Source organism: Indolivaga alginatilytica (assembly GCF_003201355.1).
Classification (GTDB): domain Bacteria; phylum Bacteroidota; class Bacteroidia; order Bacteroidales; family Dysgonomonadaceae; genus Dysgonomonas_A; species Dysgonomonas_A alginatilytica.
Genome location: NZ_QICL01000001.1, coordinates 444,633 through 461,200 on the forward strand (window position 1 = coordinate 444,633; position 16,568 = coordinate 461,200).

Annotated in this window: 12 protein-coding genes; 5 read left to right on the forward strand and 7 right to left on the reverse strand. The window is 38.0% G+C overall.

From position 1 onward, the window contains the following. Positions 1-180 precede the first annotated feature (180 nt). The 3 genes from CLV62_RS01930 to CLV62_RS01940 form a co-directional block, all read right to left on the reverse strand. Positions 181-1,353: a hypothetical protein gene (locus CLV62_RS01930; protein WP_110309088.1), complete on the reverse strand. Its 1,173-nt coding sequence runs from the start codon at positions 1,351-1,353 to the stop codon at positions 181-183. 711 nt (positions 1,354-2,064) lie between these two features. Further along, the gene (locus tag CLV62_RS01935) at positions 2,065-2,928 is read right to left on the reverse strand and encodes a hypothetical protein (protein WP_110309089.1); all 864 of its coding nucleotides are present in this window, start codon (positions 2,926-2,928) and stop codon (positions 2,065-2,067) included. 546 nt (positions 2,929-3,474) lie between these two features. Next, positions 3,475-4,341 carry a hypothetical protein gene (locus CLV62_RS01940; RefSeq protein WP_146212677.1) on the reverse strand — a complete coding sequence of 289 codons (867 nt, stop codon included), beginning with the start codon at positions 4,339-4,341 and terminating at the stop codon, positions 3,475-3,477. Between the two features lie 742 nt (positions 4,342-5,083). Between CLV62_RS01940 and CLV62_RS01945 the strand changes: the two genes are divergently transcribed. Then, a complete protein-coding gene (locus CLV62_RS01945; protein WP_110309091.1) occupies positions 5,084-6,361 on the forward strand; it encodes a hemolysin family protein in 1,278 nt (425 codons plus the stop codon). A gap of 7 nt (positions 6,362-6,368) precedes the next feature. On the opposite strand, the gene CLV62_RS01950 is transcribed toward CLV62_RS01945, so the two are convergent. After that, a complete protein-coding gene (locus CLV62_RS01950) occupies positions 6,369-6,785 on the reverse strand; it encodes a BACON domain-containing protein (protein ID WP_110309092.1) in 417 nt (138 codons plus the stop codon). Between the two features lie 322 nt (positions 6,786-7,107). On the opposite strand from CLV62_RS01950, the gene CLV62_RS01955 reads away from it, so the two are divergent. The 4 genes from CLV62_RS01955 to CLV62_RS01970 all read left to right on the forward strand — a co-directional run bounded on the left by CLV62_RS01955 (position 7,108) and on the right by CLV62_RS01970 (position 12,787). Further along, a complete protein-coding gene (locus tag CLV62_RS01955; protein ID WP_110309093.1) occupies positions 7,108-9,213 on the forward strand; it encodes a TonB-dependent receptor in 2,106 nt (701 codons plus the stop codon). 338 nt (positions 9,214-9,551) lie between these two features. Beyond that, entirely contained in the window at positions 9,552-10,793 is a 1,242-nt protein-coding gene (locus tag CLV62_RS01960; protein WP_110309094.1) for an MFS transporter, read from the forward strand. After that, positions 10,771-12,138: an oxygen-independent coproporphyrinogen III oxidase gene (gene hemN, locus CLV62_RS01965; RefSeq protein WP_110309095.1), complete on the forward strand. Its 1,368-nt coding sequence runs from the start codon at positions 10,771-10,773 to the stop codon at positions 12,136-12,138. The genes CLV62_RS01960 and hemN overlap by 23 nt, the downstream gene beginning before the upstream one ends. 127 nt (positions 12,139-12,265) lie before the next feature. After that, positions 12,266-12,787, forward strand: coding sequence for a hypothetical protein (locus CLV62_RS01970; protein ID WP_110309096.1), 522 nt, complete (start codon positions 12,266-12,268; stop codon positions 12,785-12,787). Between the two features lie 67 nt (positions 12,788-12,854). On the opposite strand, the gene CLV62_RS01975 is transcribed toward CLV62_RS01970, so the two are convergent. The 3 genes from CLV62_RS01975 to CLV62_RS01985 all read right to left on the reverse strand — a co-directional run bounded on the left by CLV62_RS01975 (position 12,855) and on the right by CLV62_RS01985 (position 16,460). After that, positions 12,855-13,628 carry a Bor family protein gene (locus tag CLV62_RS01975; protein ID WP_110309097.1) on the reverse strand — a complete coding sequence of 258 codons (774 nt, stop codon included), beginning with the start codon at positions 13,626-13,628 and terminating at the stop codon, positions 12,855-12,857. 175 nt (positions 13,629-13,803) lie between these two features. After that, positions 13,804-14,943: a DUF418 domain-containing protein gene (locus tag CLV62_RS01980; protein ID WP_245903960.1), complete on the reverse strand. Its 1,140-nt coding sequence runs from the start codon at positions 14,941-14,943 to the stop codon at positions 13,804-13,806. A 68-nt stretch (positions 14,944-15,011) separates the two neighbouring features. Beyond that, positions 15,012-16,460, reverse strand: coding sequence for an amino acid permease (locus CLV62_RS01985; RefSeq protein WP_110309098.1), 1,449 nt, complete (start codon positions 16,458-16,460; stop codon positions 15,012-15,014). Between the last annotated feature and the right edge of the window lie 108 nt (positions 16,461-16,568).

Consider the following 16,568-nt stretch of genomic DNA (forward strand, 5'->3'; position numbering starts at 1 on the left):
CAGTGTCATTATTCTTGTAAAGAGTTATTCTACAGCAGCAAATATAAATATTTATTTTGATTATAGTAAACCAAAGTGTATTTTTTTCATTGAAGGATGGATACATTGGAAAGTAGATTCCAAATATTAAAATGATTGAGTCCGATATAATATCGAACCCAACCACCTATTATCTAACTCTTATTTCAATCTTTTCAGAGAATAGAAAGATATAGGTCCTTCACCCGTCGATCCTCTACTGAATGCTTTAACCGTTGTATCCGCATTACCTACCACCCTGAATGAATAAGTCTTGCTGACATACATATCAATGGCGGTAATCAAGGTATATGTTTGACCGTTAACAGTCGCTCCACTAGCCATAAATGCATCATTTACCCTAGCTACCCATTTACCGTTAGGAAAGCCTGCTTCGGGAGTATCGCACCATATACCCACAACAGGATTTTGAGCTGCTGTAGTTTCCAACTGAACATTTATCATAATTGAATACACGCCATCTGCCATAACTTTAAACGAATTGGTAGTAGCAGTAGACGAAAAGGTGTTTTTGTTATCGATAATCTTATTGGTCAAATTACCAATACGATCAGGTATAAGAGGGGTTGGTTGCCCCTTAGACACAAAATCGGCAGTCATCAACACCGTTATCTCTTGTGCAATAAGAAGCTTGCCATCAATAGCTATAACTGTTCCCACATCATCGGGCACAATATTTACAACCGGAAATGTACCTGTCTTTACTATTCCATCGGAGCCAACAACCATCGGGAGATCGCTCGCAGAGGCACTTGCAGCAAGCCCTTCAACTTTAAGGGGATTAGTAGTATCTTTAACATGCAATTTATTGGTAGGAGCTACTGTACCGATACCTACATTTCCTTTCGAGTTAATAGTCATACGCTCTGTGGCGGCTGTCTTAAACACTAAATCCACAGCATCGGTCGTACCCAGATAGTTAGTACCATGTGTTGCCGAAAGACCTGCATTTCCGGCAATAGACCAGTTGTTGACATTGCTGCTCGACGAATTGTTGAAAGGCTGCCACAAACTCCCGTCGTAATAATAGTAGCCTGCTTGCGTTACATTGGCAGTTGCAGCATTGGTGCCACCGGTTACGTCTGTTACATAAACAATAGCTCCCCGCTGGTTTACTGTATAACTCGCTGCTTTAGTTATCAATTGCTGACGGGTCTGACGGGGGGCGATAATTCCTGCTGCTGCACTTGAATTATCACCCGATACATCCAATGTCGATTGGGGATTCTCTGTGTTTATTCCCACCTGTCCAAAAGACGAAATGAGTGACAACCACAAAAATATTAATACAAGACTCACTTTAATTCTTTCCATTCTTCAATTCCTTTAATTTATAAATATGCTAATTAGTTAATGTATAAGCCTGTAATAAATAAAAAAGGCAGCAGCATGTAATCACTACACGCCGCTGCCAAGCATAGTTGTGCCATAGGTAAACGGTTGAATCGTGCCGACTTTGAACGACAACAACAAAACAAATCTGTTACACGAAAATGCTTACCGTGACAACTATAAGTATGTTTATGGGGAAAATAATGTATCAAACCCTGAGAGATGCCTCTAGGACACAATAGGGAGTAAAGACAGGTAGTTCTGCCTGAAAATTTGAGAAATAAGTGGTTTTTTAAATGCGAAGAGGCATTAGTTATGCTCTCTCTCTCTCTCTCTCTCTCTCTCTCTCTCTCTCTAATATTTCGACGCACATATCCAAACCTAAATAGTTAAAATTTAGATCCTTAGAAACAAATATGTTTGTTAATTTTAGTATCATTCTTCTTGTAAAGAGTTATTTAGCAGCGGCAAATATAGATATTTATTTTGATTATAATATACTGAAACACTTTTTTCGTTAAAAAAACAAAGATATTATCGGTAAGCAGATTTAATTCCCGCTCAATTATTTTGCATAAAAAAATCTGAACTTTATTCATACAGTATAAACCTGTACAATAAAATTCAGATATATATTTAAATATTATACTACCCTATTGAGTAATTGCCTGTCAGCTAAATTAAGTATCTTATTTATAAGGCAAGAATCTTCATTCCTTTCGAGAAAAGAATACCTGCAGGTAAAGCAATACCATTATTGCCTGATGTACCGTGTGCCAAACCAAAATTAGTGGCAGGACGCAGAAAGACCATACGTATCTTTGTTCCCTTATCAAAGATCAAAACTCCGGGAGGAACTATAATTGTTTGTGATGTATTATGAACAGCAGTGCCTGTAAAGACAATACGAGCCGCTGTAAAATCAGTCCACCCCTTACCATCGTTTTTGTCTACCTGAATAGAAACATTAACACCTGCCCGACCTGCATCTACCGTAGTAGGATAAGTAGTAGGAATAGTAGAATAAGTAGCATAATTCATAAAACCCGATAATTCATATAGACCAGTTTGAGAAATAGTAAATATATCAGATGTATCGTTAAAATCGACTACATTATTCGAAACAATGTCTGCCGAACTCCAGGTTACCTGAACCGGTACCGCTGTATTGAACAAGTCTTTCTCAGCCTGAGTCGTTAACAACTGAGCTTCAATAGATTGTATAAATGCGACTTTAGTTGGAACAGAAACTGCCGTACCAACCATACCGGTAGTACCATCACGCACCAAAACCGCGGCATTAGCTATTACAGGAGCATCGGCTATGCGAAGGTTACCGTTTATATCCAGCCTAGCCTGAGGTGTAAGAGTGCCGATCCCCATCTTACCTTCTGTATTAACAACTATATCATCCGAAAATTTCACCCCTTGAGCACCTGTATCACCTTTGGCATCAATATGAAATACACCCTTGGGGTCTTCTGTATTTATCCCTACCTGAGAAATAGATAGTTCAGCCAATAACAAACTAATAATTAACAGAATACTTTTTTTCATTACCACAATTTTTCTTTGACTTGATCATAAATTATTTAATCCTAATGAGTAGTAGTACTAAAGTCACTACATACAAGCGTCAAACAAATAAATCATACTAAACTGCACTTAGCCAACTATTCATATACTTACTAAAAGAACATTCTAAAAGCCTTCCTCATTATGTGCAATTGACACAATGCGAAAAAGAGAAAAATTTTTTACATCTAAAAATTCAGGAAGAAGAATTTTCTAAATGTAAAGAGGTTTTTTGCTTTCTTTTTTTCAGAATTTGAATGCACATGATAAGCCCCAAATTATAAAATCAGGACTATTAAAATAAATAAGTTTGTTAATATTGTCGTTGTCGTCGTTATTTTTAACATAAACATTTGTTCTCTCAACCACAAAGATAGATATTTATTTTAAATTATAGAGAAATCAGATATTTATTTTATTTAAATCGTGAATAAATTAAAATGTAGGGATCGTGTATGCAATACGATCCCTACATTTTCTCTAATAATTCTTTGATATTATTTCAGCTAACCAGACCAAGTATCTTATTTACAGGGCAAGAATCTTCATTCCTTTTGAAAAAAGAACACCTGTAGGCAAAGTGACACCATTATCACCACCAGAAGTACCATGAGGTAACCCAAAATCGGCGCTAGGACGTAGAAACACCATACGTATCTTTGTCCCTGCATCAAATATCAATACCCCCGGTGGAACTATTATAGTTTGTGCCGTACTATGCACGGCAGTACCTGTAAAGACAATGCGCGATGCTGTAAAATCGACCCATCCTTTACCATCGTTTCGGTTTACCTGAATAGAAACATTCACACCGGCACGCCCCGCATCCACACTAGTAGGATAAGTAGTAGGAATAGTAGAATAGGCAGCATAGTTCAGGAAACCCGATAATTCATACAGACCTGTCTCCTTAACAATAAACACATCGGATGCATCGTCAAAATCAACAACGTTATTAGATACAATATCTGACAAACTCCAGATTACCCGAACAGCTACACCTGCATTAAAGCTAGCTTTTTCTGCCGCAGTTGTTAATCTTTGAGCTTCAACAGATTGTATAAATGCAACTTTAGTAGGAATAGCTACTGCTGTACCTACAATCCCGGTAACACCATCACGTACCAAAACCGATGCATTAGCCACTACAGGAGCATCAGCTATACGAAGATTGCCATTTATATCCAATTTAGCCTGAGGCGTAAGGGTACCGATTCCCATACTTCCTTGTGAATCAACAATTACATCATCCACCGAATTTGTCCCCGATACACCTGAATCTCCTTTGGAATCAATATGAAACACTCCTTTTGGATTTTCTGTATTTATCCCCACCTGAGAAGTACATAACCCGGCAAATAATAAACTAAAAATTAACAAAATACATTTTTTCATTTTCATAATTATTTTTTAATGTGTTTATAGCTTGTGAAACGATAAAAAGGCAGTAGGATGTAATCACTACACGCTACTGCCGGACATAATTGTGCCATAAGGGAATGGTGTATCAGTGCAGACTTTGAACGACAACAATTACACAAGATATCCTCTCCATAGATCTTATGGACACAATATAATTTATTTGAATTGGGATAAAAAAGGAATGACAAACAACATGCGTAAATAAAACGCATAAATAAAAAAAAGCCGAAAAGTTTACCTTTGAAAATTTTATAACTGGCAGGTAGGCTAGTTACTCTCTCTCTCTCTCTCTCTCTCTCTCTCTCTCTCTCTCTCTCTCTAACATTTCAACGCACATACCCAAACCTAAATAGTTAAATTTTAGATTATTATAAGGCTTCATGTTTGTTAATTCTGTTGTCATTTTTCTTATAAAGAGTTATTTTACAGGAACAAATATAGATATTTATTTTGATTATAAATGCGCTAGGATACTTTTTTTCATTCAAGAATCGAGGTATTATTTACATGTGAGTTCTAATTTCCCCTAATTAATTAACATAAATATAATCACATACAGATAAACTATAATAATCACCAATTATAGAGTACAGATAAATTAAGGTAAACCACACCTCAGTAAATTAAGATAAAAGATTATTTTTCACAACACTATCTCTTCTGAAACGTTATACCCAAAAGAGAGATGTGATACACTATATAATTAGGAGACAAAATGGATATTCTGATAATTATTGTTCTGATACTTATAAACGGATTATTTTCGATGTCCGAAATAGCTATTATTTCTGTACGAAAATCAAAACTTAAAACCGAAGAAAAACTAGGTAATACCAGAGCAGCCAGTGCTTTAAAACTTGCAAATGAGCCTGACAAGCTTCTTTCAATAACACAAATCGGGATGACTCTCATAGGAATAATTATAGGTATTTATTCGGGAGATGTATTAGCTGGAGATTTGGCTTTAATACTGGATCGATGGGGCATTTCGGGAGCACATATACAAACTTTCTCGCAAATTTTCATCATACTATCGGTTACCTATTTCACCCTTGTTTTCGGCGAACTGGTACCCAAAAGAATAGGTCTGAGCATATCGCTAAAGGTTTCTCAGATCGCAGCTCGTCCCATGCAAATATTATCCATTATGGCAAGCCCGTTTGTATGGGGACTATCCAAAAGTACCGCTCTTGTAATGAGGATAATAAATATAAGTGTGGAGGAAAATAAAATTACTGAAGAGGAGATCAAGGCTATCATACAAGAAGGAACCACGCACGGTGTAGTAGAGCAAGTGGAACAGGACATTCTGGAACGTGTTTTTTCGTTAGGAGATCGCGATCTCGAATCTATTATGACCCACTATAGCGATATAGTATGGATAGATACCAGAATGTCTATTGCCGAGATATATGAGTTTTTACAAGAAAACCCTTTCGATTTATATCCCGTCGCTCATAAAAATCTAGATAATATAACAGGTGTTGTATACCTAAAAGACCTTTTCGGAAATATAGAGAAAGAAGGCTTTACTATAGAAAGCGTAATCAGACCTTGCCATTACTTTCCCGAAAACATGGGCGTATATACTGCCTTGGAACAGATGAAAACCAACCACGTACAATATGCCTTGATTTGTGATGAGTTTGGCAGCATACAAGGCATTGTTACATTGACCGATATTCTCGAAGCTCTGGTAGGCAACATTCCTGATATACACGAGGAACCCGATATTGCAGAACAAAAAGACGGTGGCTGGTTAGTAGACGGGCAATGTCCGTTCTATAATTTCCTAACCTTTTTCGAAAAGGAGTTTCTATATACTCAGAACGATTATAATACGATAAGCGGACTTATACTCGACTTACTTCAACGCATTCCACGAAAGGGAGAAAAAATAGAATGGAACGATTTTACTTTCGAAATAGTAGATATGGATGGCGCTCGTATAGATAAAGTATTGGTATCTCTTAATTCAACAGAAGAATTTTAAAAACGCTTTAATGTTTACCCAACTGATTCACATCAATATAATCAAAGTAATCGCCCGCTTCTAATGTAATTTTTATATTCCGGTCTTCGCTCGATCTGTTTTCAGAAACTCTCACAATCAATTTTTGATTATCACATCTTTCGATAGAAAACCAATCGCCATGGATTGCAAAATTTTCTTTTTCGGTCTCAATCGGGTTGAATATTAAATAGTTTCCGTTTACAGAAATATCATTCACCCACCACCAGGTACCTTTTGTGGTGATGATAACAGAATCCTTTGCCGCCGAAAAATCGGCTTTACGTGTAGATAACTTAATAGAATCATTCCAACCACCGATAGAACGTTCTTCTTGCAAACAAGAAGAAATACTCACCACAAAAGCCGCTAAAAGTAATCCTAGAAAATAGTATTGTGTCCTCATTGGTCTATAAATATTATGTCTCCGGAAATGCACATTTCCTTCCTCCTTGTATAGTAGATGTAAAAAACATAGAAAGTTGCATAAATAGACAACTTTTTTTGTACTTTTTTCACAACTTGGCTATTTAAGCCATGTGTCACTATTTATTACTATAAATAATTGATATAACTTCGCACAATTCTTCTGCTTCACAAAGCAGTAAACAGGTTGGCGACCTTAAAACACATTTTCACTACATCTAGTGATTGGTTAACCTAAAAGTCTTTAATACTTTTGCATACAACTAAAAAAACAGTTCTTTTAACTCAAAATATTATAATTGATGAAAAAATACAGCATTCTTATGTTGCTGCTAATCCATTTATGTTATACCAGTAATCTAAGCGCCGAAGAAATTGTAATACCCAAAGATTCTATAGTAATGTCCTATACGGGCGAAGAAGTTATAATTGAAGCCTTCAAAAGTAACACCAATCTCTCGCAACTGCCCATATCGGCAACCCTGCTGTCGGATCAGATTATCAAAGAACGAAATATCACCAATATAAAAGAGATCAACGCCTTTGTACCCAATCTATTTATACCCGACTATGGATCGAAGATGACTTCGCCCGCATACATAAGGGGTATAGGATCGCGTATTAATGCACCTTCGGTAGGGCTATATGTAGATGGAGTGCCCTACTTCGACCGATCGACATTCGATATCGACATGACTGATATTGAACGTGTAGAAGTTCTACGCGGACCGCAAGGAACTATCTACGGGCGTAATACAATGGGGGGTATTATAAACGTTTATACCAAATCGCCCTATAAGTACAAAGAAACAAACGTTCATCTGGGAGCAGGGAACTACAACAGATACGAATTGGGTGCTTCTCACTATGGCAATATTAGCAACACCTTCGGATACTCACTATCCGGAAATGTATTTCATACGGGAGGATTTTTCACGAATAAATATACGGGAGATAAAGCCGATCCGATGGATGCAGCAAACGGTCGTATGCGACTCAGTTGGAAGCTTGCTCCTAAATTATCGATGCACTTGGTTTCAGCTTACGAATACTCCGATCAGGGAGGATATCCATACGGTATCTACAATGCCGAAAACAATACAGTAGGACAGGTTAATTACAACGAACCATCGTCGTACCTGCGTAATATGTCTACCAACGGGTTGAATGTAGAGTATGCTACCGATAAATTCAAATTAGGGTCGATGTCTTCATTTCAATTTTATGATGGAAAACAACGCATAGACCAAGACTTTACAGAGAAAGACTTGTATTTTGTAGACTTCTATCAAAGACAGCGTATGTATTCGCAAGAAATCAATATCAAATCGGCTACGAAAAGTAATTACCAATGGCAATTCGGAACATTCGGCTTTCATCAAAGCTACAATACAGACAATGATGTAGATAACAGATCGACAAATACGCATACCCTTCAAAATGCAAGTAATCCCACCAAAGGCGCAGCTCTCTATCACCAATCGATCATTAACAATTTGCTTACAGAGGGGCTTTCGCTTACATTAGGACTCCGATACGACTGGGAAGAAACCAGAATGCAGACTATTGCAAGAAGTCGCAAACCCGATAATACGGTCGTAGAAACAACCAACAAAAGAGATAAGGACAGCTATTCGCAATGGACACCCAAAGCCGCATTGCAATATAGCTTTCGCAATAATCAAATAGTATATTTTTCTGCATCAAAAGGTTTCAAAACAGGAGGATTCAATACAACAGCAGTAAGCGAAGCAGATCGTACATATAAATCGGAAACTAGCTGGAATTACGAAGTAGGTACAAAGGGCAGCTACTTTGACAACTTCCTTGACGCAGAAATCAGCCTTTTTTATATCGATTGGAGAGATCAGCAAGTTTCCCAAAATCAAGCCACCGGAACCGGTTATATTTTACGCAATGCAGGAAAATCGGCAAGCAAAGGACTAGAGGTTAGTACCCAGATCAACCCTCTCGAAAATCTTAACTTTCAGATAACCTACGGATATACACATGCCTCATTCAAGGAATATATGTATAATACAAAAGAAAATATCGACTATTCGGGTAACTTTCTGCCCATGGTTCCCCGACATACTTTTTCTACGGCTGCCAACTACACTATCAGATTAAAAAGCGATCTGTTAGATAAAGTAATCCTCAACGGACAATATACAGCTTTGGGTAAAATCTACTGGAACGAAGACAATAAGGCTTCTCAGCCCTTTTATGGAATATTCAATGCACGAGCATCGTTTGTGAAAGACAAAGTATCTTTCGACCTATGGTCTAAAAATATTGGAGGTAAAGAGTATGTTTCTTATTACTTCTATAATTCACTTGCCAAAGACTCATTTGCACAGGCAGGAAAACCATTTACCTGCGGTGTTGATTTTCGACTGAAATTCTAAGGGCTTCAAACCTTTTTATTAAGAAGACAGTAACAAGAATGTTACTGTTTTCTTTTTTTATAGCAATTCAATTCCTTAAATTAACGATTGGGAATCCCAGCTTTTGTTATAGATATGTGCAATAAAGGTCTCAAACCTTTTGAATATTGGAAGTATTGAACATCTATTCCTTAGCCATTATTAAACTAACAATTCTCCACTTTTCTTCTAACAATTCTAAATTAGTCTTCCGAAATTCATATAATACTCCAATTCACCACATCTAGTGATTGGCAAGCCCGATTGTATTTTGTATTTTTGTAAATCTAAGAAATGATCACTAGAATTGACCTTTTGAAATGAATATAAATAAGAACCTGCAAAACGGAGGTAAACTGTTCACGTTCCTGAGCTTATACATTGCTCAAACGATACCGATGAGCTTTTTCTCCACCATTCTGCCGGTATTGATGCGACAGCAGGATTATTCGCTCGAAACCATCGGGATGCTTCAGTTTCTTAAACTGCCTTGGGTTTTAAAGTTTCTGTGGTCGCCTGCCATTGACAGAAGTTGTCATACTCTGACCGATTATAAGCGCTGGATATTTTCGTCCGAACTCATTTATGCAGTCATCATTCTGGCGATTTCCTTCCTCGATCTCGAAACTAATATATATACCATTATTGTTCTGATTATTTTTGCCTTTACCGCATCTGCCACTCAGGATATTGCAACTGATGCACTTGCCGTACTATCATTCAGTAAAAAAGACAAGAGCATGGTAAACAGTATGCAATCGGTAGGTAGTTTTGCCGGAGCAATGATTGGTGGAGGCGTACTGCTTCTGCTTTATCACCAATTGGGATGGAATAAACTACTCCCCTATCTGGCAATATTTGTAGTAGTGGCACTCATTCCTCTCTTATTTTTCAAAAAGACACAAGTAGAAGAACCTCAGGAGAGAAAAAAATATGCAGCACCTCATCCTGATGATCTGCTCGGATTTTTCAAACAAAGGGGCATCTGGAAACAAGTACTCTTTCTTTTCCTGTATTATGCAGGGCTTATCGGAACATTAGCCATGCTGAAACCCCTTCTGGTTGATTATGGTTACAGCATGAAAGAAATAGGCGTAATGTCGGGCGTTATCGGAACATCCATCGGTTGTGTCGGTTCACTCACAGGAGGCTTCATCGTCCGCAAAATCGGATGCTTCATACCACGTATCGTATTCGCCATATGCATATTGGCAACCACTATATATTTCTACCTTCTGGTTACACAGCTCACAGTGAATACGGCAACCCTGCATCTCGGCATCACCATGCTATGGGGAAGTTACGGTATGGCAACTATTGTAGTTTATACCACATCGATGTACTGTGTACGTGAAGGATATGAAGGTACAGACTTCACCCTGCAAACCGTCATTACCCACCTGAGCGGTATGCTTATGGCGGCAGGAGCCGGTAAAATTGCAGGCATGTATGGTTATGCAAACCTGTTTTTATTCGAAAGCTGCATTGCCGTAACCTCATTGTTATACATTTTGGCGACATTCAAAAAAGAAAAAAAAGATGAAACAAGAATTATTAGATAAATACAGCATTGCTGTTCCCCGATATACAAGCTATCCGCCTGCAAATTTCTTTACCGACAGTTTTGCTGTAAACGATTACAGAACAGCAATAGAGGAATCTAATACGCAGCAACCCCAACATATATCGTTTTATATACATATACCGTTTTGCTATAAAATGTGTCACTATTGCGGATGCAATGCCATGCTTTTGGAAAACAAAACCGTAGTGGCCTCTTATATGGATGCCTTGAAACGCGAAATCGAAATGGTATTGCCTCTACTTGATCACAGCCGAAAAATATCGCAGATACATTACGGAGGAGGCAGTCCAACGTCTCAGCCCGTAGCCATGTTGAAGGAAATAAACAAGATGCTACTCGAAGGATTCGAAACGATAGACCGTCCCGAAATAGCTATAGAATGCCATCCCGGCTATTTAGATGAGGCGTATTGGAACGATTTAATTGATGCGGGATTCAACCGTATCAGCTTAGGTATACAAGATTTCAATGAAGATGTATTGAAAGCTTCGAATCGCAAGCCTTCACGCATGCCAGTTTCGGAGATTGTGAGCCTGCTAAAATCGAAAGGTGTAGCTGTAAATATGGACTTTATCTATGGATTGCCTTTACAGACTGCCGAATCTTTTGCAGACACCATTCGTCAGGCAATAGAAATACATCCCGACAGATTGGTTACCTTTTCGTATGCTCATGTGCCTTGGGTAAATCCTGCAATGATGAATCTCGAAAAGATCGGATTACCTACCCCTCAGGATAAGAACAAGATATACGAGACAGCCAAACACTTATTAAACGAATCGGGATACAAGACAGTAGGACTCGACCACTTCGTACAGCCTGATGACGAACTCTATATCGCTCAAAAGACGAAAGCACTTCATCGTAACTTTCAAGGATATTGCACACGCCGCACCACAGGACAGGTATATGCCTTCGGTGTTACAGGTATCAGCCAGCTTACTGCGGCATATAGTCAGAATACCAAAGACTTGAAAACATATATAGAGCAGGTAAACAAAGGAGAACTTCCCGTACTGAAAGGCTACAGGCTTAATAATGATGAACAAATAACCAGAGAAGTAATCACCTCATTGATGTGTAATTACGAAATAGTTTGGACAGACTTGGCTTCACTTTTAAATGTATCTGTTGAAGAAATAAAGAATGCTCTCAATTATAACGAAAACAATCTGAAAGCATTTGCAGAAGATGGTATCATCGAATTTAATGCAAATTATATTAAAATTCTACCCGATGCTACACCTTTTGTTCGTAATATTGCAGCGTCACTCGATAAATTAATGATGAACACCGACAAGCGTTTTTCGAAGGTCGGATAATATTATAAGGTCCGAGACCTTTTTGTTGCTTTGGCTGGGCATAACAGCCAAAGATAGTTATACTGATAAAACATCGCATTAAATATTTAATGTTACTTATAATCTATAACATTCAAAACGAACTACTATGACTAAAAAAGACTTTATCAGACTGCTTATTAAATTAATGGGAATTTTAGTATTGCTCAATTCTTTACCTCTTTTTATCGGTCAATTTGCCTTCTACAGCAGAGCGGAAGGATGGAATATGATTCTTTATATGGCATTAGTTCTTATCCTTACCATTGCGTTTTCGGTCTGGCTGATTTTTTATCCGGATAGTATTATTAAATTTTTCAAACTAGATAAGGGTTTTGATGATGACCAGATAAAGCTAGATCAATTAAAGTCAGAGAAATTAATTAGCATTGCTGTACTTGTTATCGGAGGTATGTTTATTCTTAACAGCCTTGCTCCGCTTCTTGTGGAGATCGGTCAAAAAATTTATGCTTCGGTAGCAGAAGGACAGTCGATTTTCCCCACTTTCGAAGAATCTGATAATACCAGATTATATACAAACATTATCGAACTCTGTTTGGGATGTTTTCTGATTACCAACTACCAAAAGATGACCCATCTTTTGGCTTCAAAAAATAAGGAAGAGGAATAAAATATAATAAAAAGAAGAGCCCGAATACAAAATATTCGGGCTCTTCTTTTATTCATAAAGTGAAATCTTATTTTTTCACTATTTTCTCTATTTCACTAACTTTGCTTTCAATTACCAATCCGCTAGGTAATTTAAGCTCTATTTTATTATCATCGCCCGCAGGATGAGTTACCGTTCCATCCATTCTTGCACCATTCTTAAAATAAACAGTTGCTTTGTAACTGCCCGATTGAGACTGGCTCACTTCTCTAACCTGAGCAGGAGCAGCAGACTGTTGAGCAACTTTTGCCTCCGCAGGATATTCACGTGGAGCACTTACAGGTTGTGCAACAGGAGCATATTGAGTAGCCTGAGGCTCTTGCTGTTTGGATACTCTTGGTGCAGGTGCAGAAACAGGTGCAGGTGCAGGTTCTTCCACTAAATAACGATCCTGATTATTGCCTCTTACCAGTTCGTTTGTTCTTGCTCGTTCGTAAGAACCTCGGCTTTGCGAAGGTCTTTGATCACGAGAATCATAACCCGATTCATCAATCGGTATATAATAAGCAGTAGTTGTCGGAGTATAAATACCAAAAGTTAATGAACTTACAAGCCCATTCACAAAAGATTGATTTGTTTTAATCATATACCTTGTTCTATCACCCACATAATCATCGGCTCTCATACTGGCATTTCCCAGCGGAACAAGTCCCCACAATATATGGTGATTCCACTCTGAATTGATTTTAACCATTGGTTGTCGTGGAGAAAGATCGCCTACAGTAACCTTAGTAGTATAGCACGAAGAGAAAGAAGCGGCAATAAGAATGCCGATAAAGAAAATTTTCAATTTACTTACCATTCTAAATATGATTTATTGCTTTTGTTAAAAATGTTAGTTGTCATTATTTTAGTCACCAAAGATACTTTTTTATTTACATTCCATAATGTTTTTTTAACCTCTTTTCGCTCTTTTTTCATTAAATCGAGACAAAAAAAGTACCTAGAGACATTTAAAGTATATTTTCATGCTCATTTTAACGTTTCGATCCGATCCACATTAGTTTACCCCAAACATACTCCAAAGGCCCTTGTTTATGCGATTTCAACCACCAACAAGCAAATGTATATTGAATGGCAAAAATAACTAACCCGACACCGATAGAAGCGGTTGGCGATAGAAGATGCGAAGCTCCCAAGCCCCAACTGTAAAAGACAAAGCCTCCCAATATAGATTGGCTGATATACATAGAAAGGCTCATCCGTCCGTAAGGAGCAAATTTAGCCTGCAACTTGTGTACACTCGTTTTATAATAGGATAAAACAAACAGACCAACCAGAAAACATAAGAAAGCGAAGTTTGTATAACAACTTAAAATCACACCCACCAGATGAACGATAGCTTTACTCTCTATAAAGTCGGGTAATATTTCAGATAAGCCCTTCAAAGGAAAATAACACACAATGCCTATGATAAGTGCATATCGCCAGAACTTGATATTTTGCGGTTCATTTAAGAACAAGCGACAACGTCCGATAAGCATTCCGAACAGGAATAAGGCTCCGACCTGAAAAATACGTCCTTCTTCGAACCACCACAGGAAACTAAATAAGAATCCCGATTTTATACCCATAACCATTGTTTCCAATAAGTTTCCATCGGTAAGTACAGGTACAGTTTGCTCATAATATATATCGAACATTTTCTTACTCAACGTAAAGTCTGGATTTATATTCGCACAAATAATACCAATCCATTCCATCGGTTGCAATAGCAAAACTACCGCTATGCAAAATACTACTTTATTAGAAAGGCGGGCAGTAGCAGCCAGCAATAAGCCGACGATAGAAAACAGCACCAATACATCGCCCGTATAAAACATGCAGTTGATAAAACCCCACATGGCAAGTAATACTAAACGCCATAAGAAGCGGGGGCGAAAATCATTCCCTCTCTTCGTCTGATTATCGTCTTGTATAAAGAAGCTGAAACCAAATAGTAAGGCAAATATGGCGTATGCTTTGCCCGAATAAATAAAAGATACCGAACTCGCTAAAAGAATATCCGACAACTTTAGCAGGTTATTATCAACTGATGGAAAAACAAAGAAATTATAATGCTCCAGGCAATGCACCAATAAAATACCAAAGATGGCAAAGCCACGCAGTGAATCCACCACGTCAACACGACCCGATATACTTTAACTCATAATAAGTGTAGATAAAATTGTTTAGTTTATGAAAATTATTTTTTGTTCAGCTTGCTATGTTTAATTCCGTAACCGAAGTAGATTACAAAACCTACCAAAGTCCATATTATTAATCTAACCCATGTACTGAAAGGCAGAGCAACCATTTGCATCAAACAAATAGCAGCACCCAAAAGGGGTACAAAGGGAACAAAGGGTGTTCTGAAAGGTCGTTTCAAATCGGGTTGGGTTTTTCTCAGTACAACAATAGAAATACACACCACCATAAATGCCATAAGAGTACCTATTGATACCAATTCGCTCAGTACATTTAATGGAAACAATCCTGCAAACAATCCCGTAACGATACTTGCAAATATAGTTGCATTTTGAGGTGTGCCATGTTTAAGGTTAACTTTCGAAAAGAACTTAGGCAATAACCCGTCTTTCGAAATAGCATAATAAATACGAGACTGCCCCAACATCATAACGAGAATAACAGAACTTAATCCCGCAATAGCGCCCAGTTTTACAAAAGGACTCAACCACGCCAAGCTTTCACCCGTACGGTCGATAGCCAAAGCAATAGGAGCCGCAACGTCTAATTCTTTATAATTAACAATACCTGTTAAAACAGCCGTTACCCCGATATACAGAACTGCACATACGAGCAGCGAAATAAGTATTCCTTTGGGCATATCTTTTTGAGGATTCTTTGCTTCCTGAGCAGCGGTAGACAAGGCATCAAAGCCGAGATAAGCATAAAAAACCACTCCTGCTCCACGAAGAATACCACTCCATCCGAAGCTCCCGAATTCGCCGGTATTCTCAGGAATATAAGGACTCCAGTTACCAAGATCGATATGAGATAGACCAAAGCCGATGAATAAGAGGATTACACCTACTTTGATTACTACAATTACATTATTAATAAGAGCCGATTGCTTGATTCCACCAAGCAGCAAAGAGGTTATGATGGCAACTATAAATACCGCAGGAAAATTAAAAAGGCTGCCCGTCATTATCCATCCTTCGGAAGTATGATCAAAAGTCGCATATGCCAGATGCCACGGCACATGTATACCCCACCCTTCGCAGAGGCTCATCATATAACCCGACCACCCAACGGCAACACTCGAACAGGCAAACAAATATTCAAGAATAAGAATCCAACCGATGAACCATGCTAAAAATTCGCCCATTGTACTATAACTATACGAATAAACGCTTCCTGCAACGGGTATCATCGCAGCAAACTCGGCATAGCACAAGCCTGCCAACACACAACAAAGTGCCGATATAAGGAAAGATATTGTTAAAGCAGGTCCTGCATAATTGGCGGCAGCCGTTCCGGTTATAACAAATATACCTGTACCAACAATGGCTCCGATACCTAATGTTACAAGATTTGCTGCTGATAGATTTCGCCTCAATCCATCGTTTTTACCTTCTGCCTCCCGCAGAATTGCATTAATGTCTTTTTTCTTCAATAAACGTTCAAACATGCGCTCTCGTGGTATTTAAAAATAGATAATCGGCAAAAGTAAGAAAATAAGGTGAGGTTAATAGCCTTTTATTAAAGCTTAAGAACATAACAGAGCCTTTTTATACTA

Coding starts and splice junctions, on each gene's coding strand:
- CLV62_RS01930 (WP_110309088.1), bottom strand. CDS start 1,353: ATGGAAAGAATTAAAGTGAGTCTTGTATTAATATTTTTGTGGTTGTCA.
- CLV62_RS01935 (WP_110309089.1), bottom strand. CDS start 2,928: ATGAAAAAAAGTATTCTGTTAATTATTAGTTTGTTATTGGCTGAACTA.
- CLV62_RS01940 (WP_146212677.1), bottom strand. CDS start 4,341: ATGAAAAAATGTATTTTGTTAATTTTTAGTTTATTATTTGCCGGGTTA.
- CLV62_RS01945 (WP_110309091.1), top strand. CDS start 5,084: ATGGATATTCTGATAATTATTGTTCTGATACTTATAAACGGATTATTT.
- CLV62_RS01950 (WP_110309092.1), bottom strand. CDS start 6,785: ATGAGGACACAATACTATTTTCTAGGATTACTTTTAGCGGCTTTTGTG.
- CLV62_RS01955 (WP_110309093.1), top strand. CDS start 7,108: ATGAAAAAATACAGCATTCTTATGTTGCTGCTAATCCATTTATGTTAT.
- CLV62_RS01960 (WP_110309094.1), top strand. CDS start 9,552: ATGAATATAAATAAGAACCTGCAAAACGGAGGTAAACTGTTCACGTTC.
- hemN (WP_110309095.1), top strand. CDS start 10,771: ATGAAACAAGAATTATTAGATAAATACAGCATTGCTGTTCCCCGATAT.
- CLV62_RS01970 (WP_110309096.1), top strand. CDS start 12,266: ATGACTAAAAAAGACTTTATCAGACTGCTTATTAAATTAATGGGAATT.
- CLV62_RS01975 (WP_110309097.1), bottom strand. CDS start 13,628: ATGGTAAGTAAATTGAAAATTTTCTTTATCGGCATTCTTATTGCCGCT.
- CLV62_RS01985 (WP_110309098.1), bottom strand. CDS start 16,460: ATGTTTGAACGTTTATTGAAGAAAAAAGACATTAATGCAATTCTGCGG.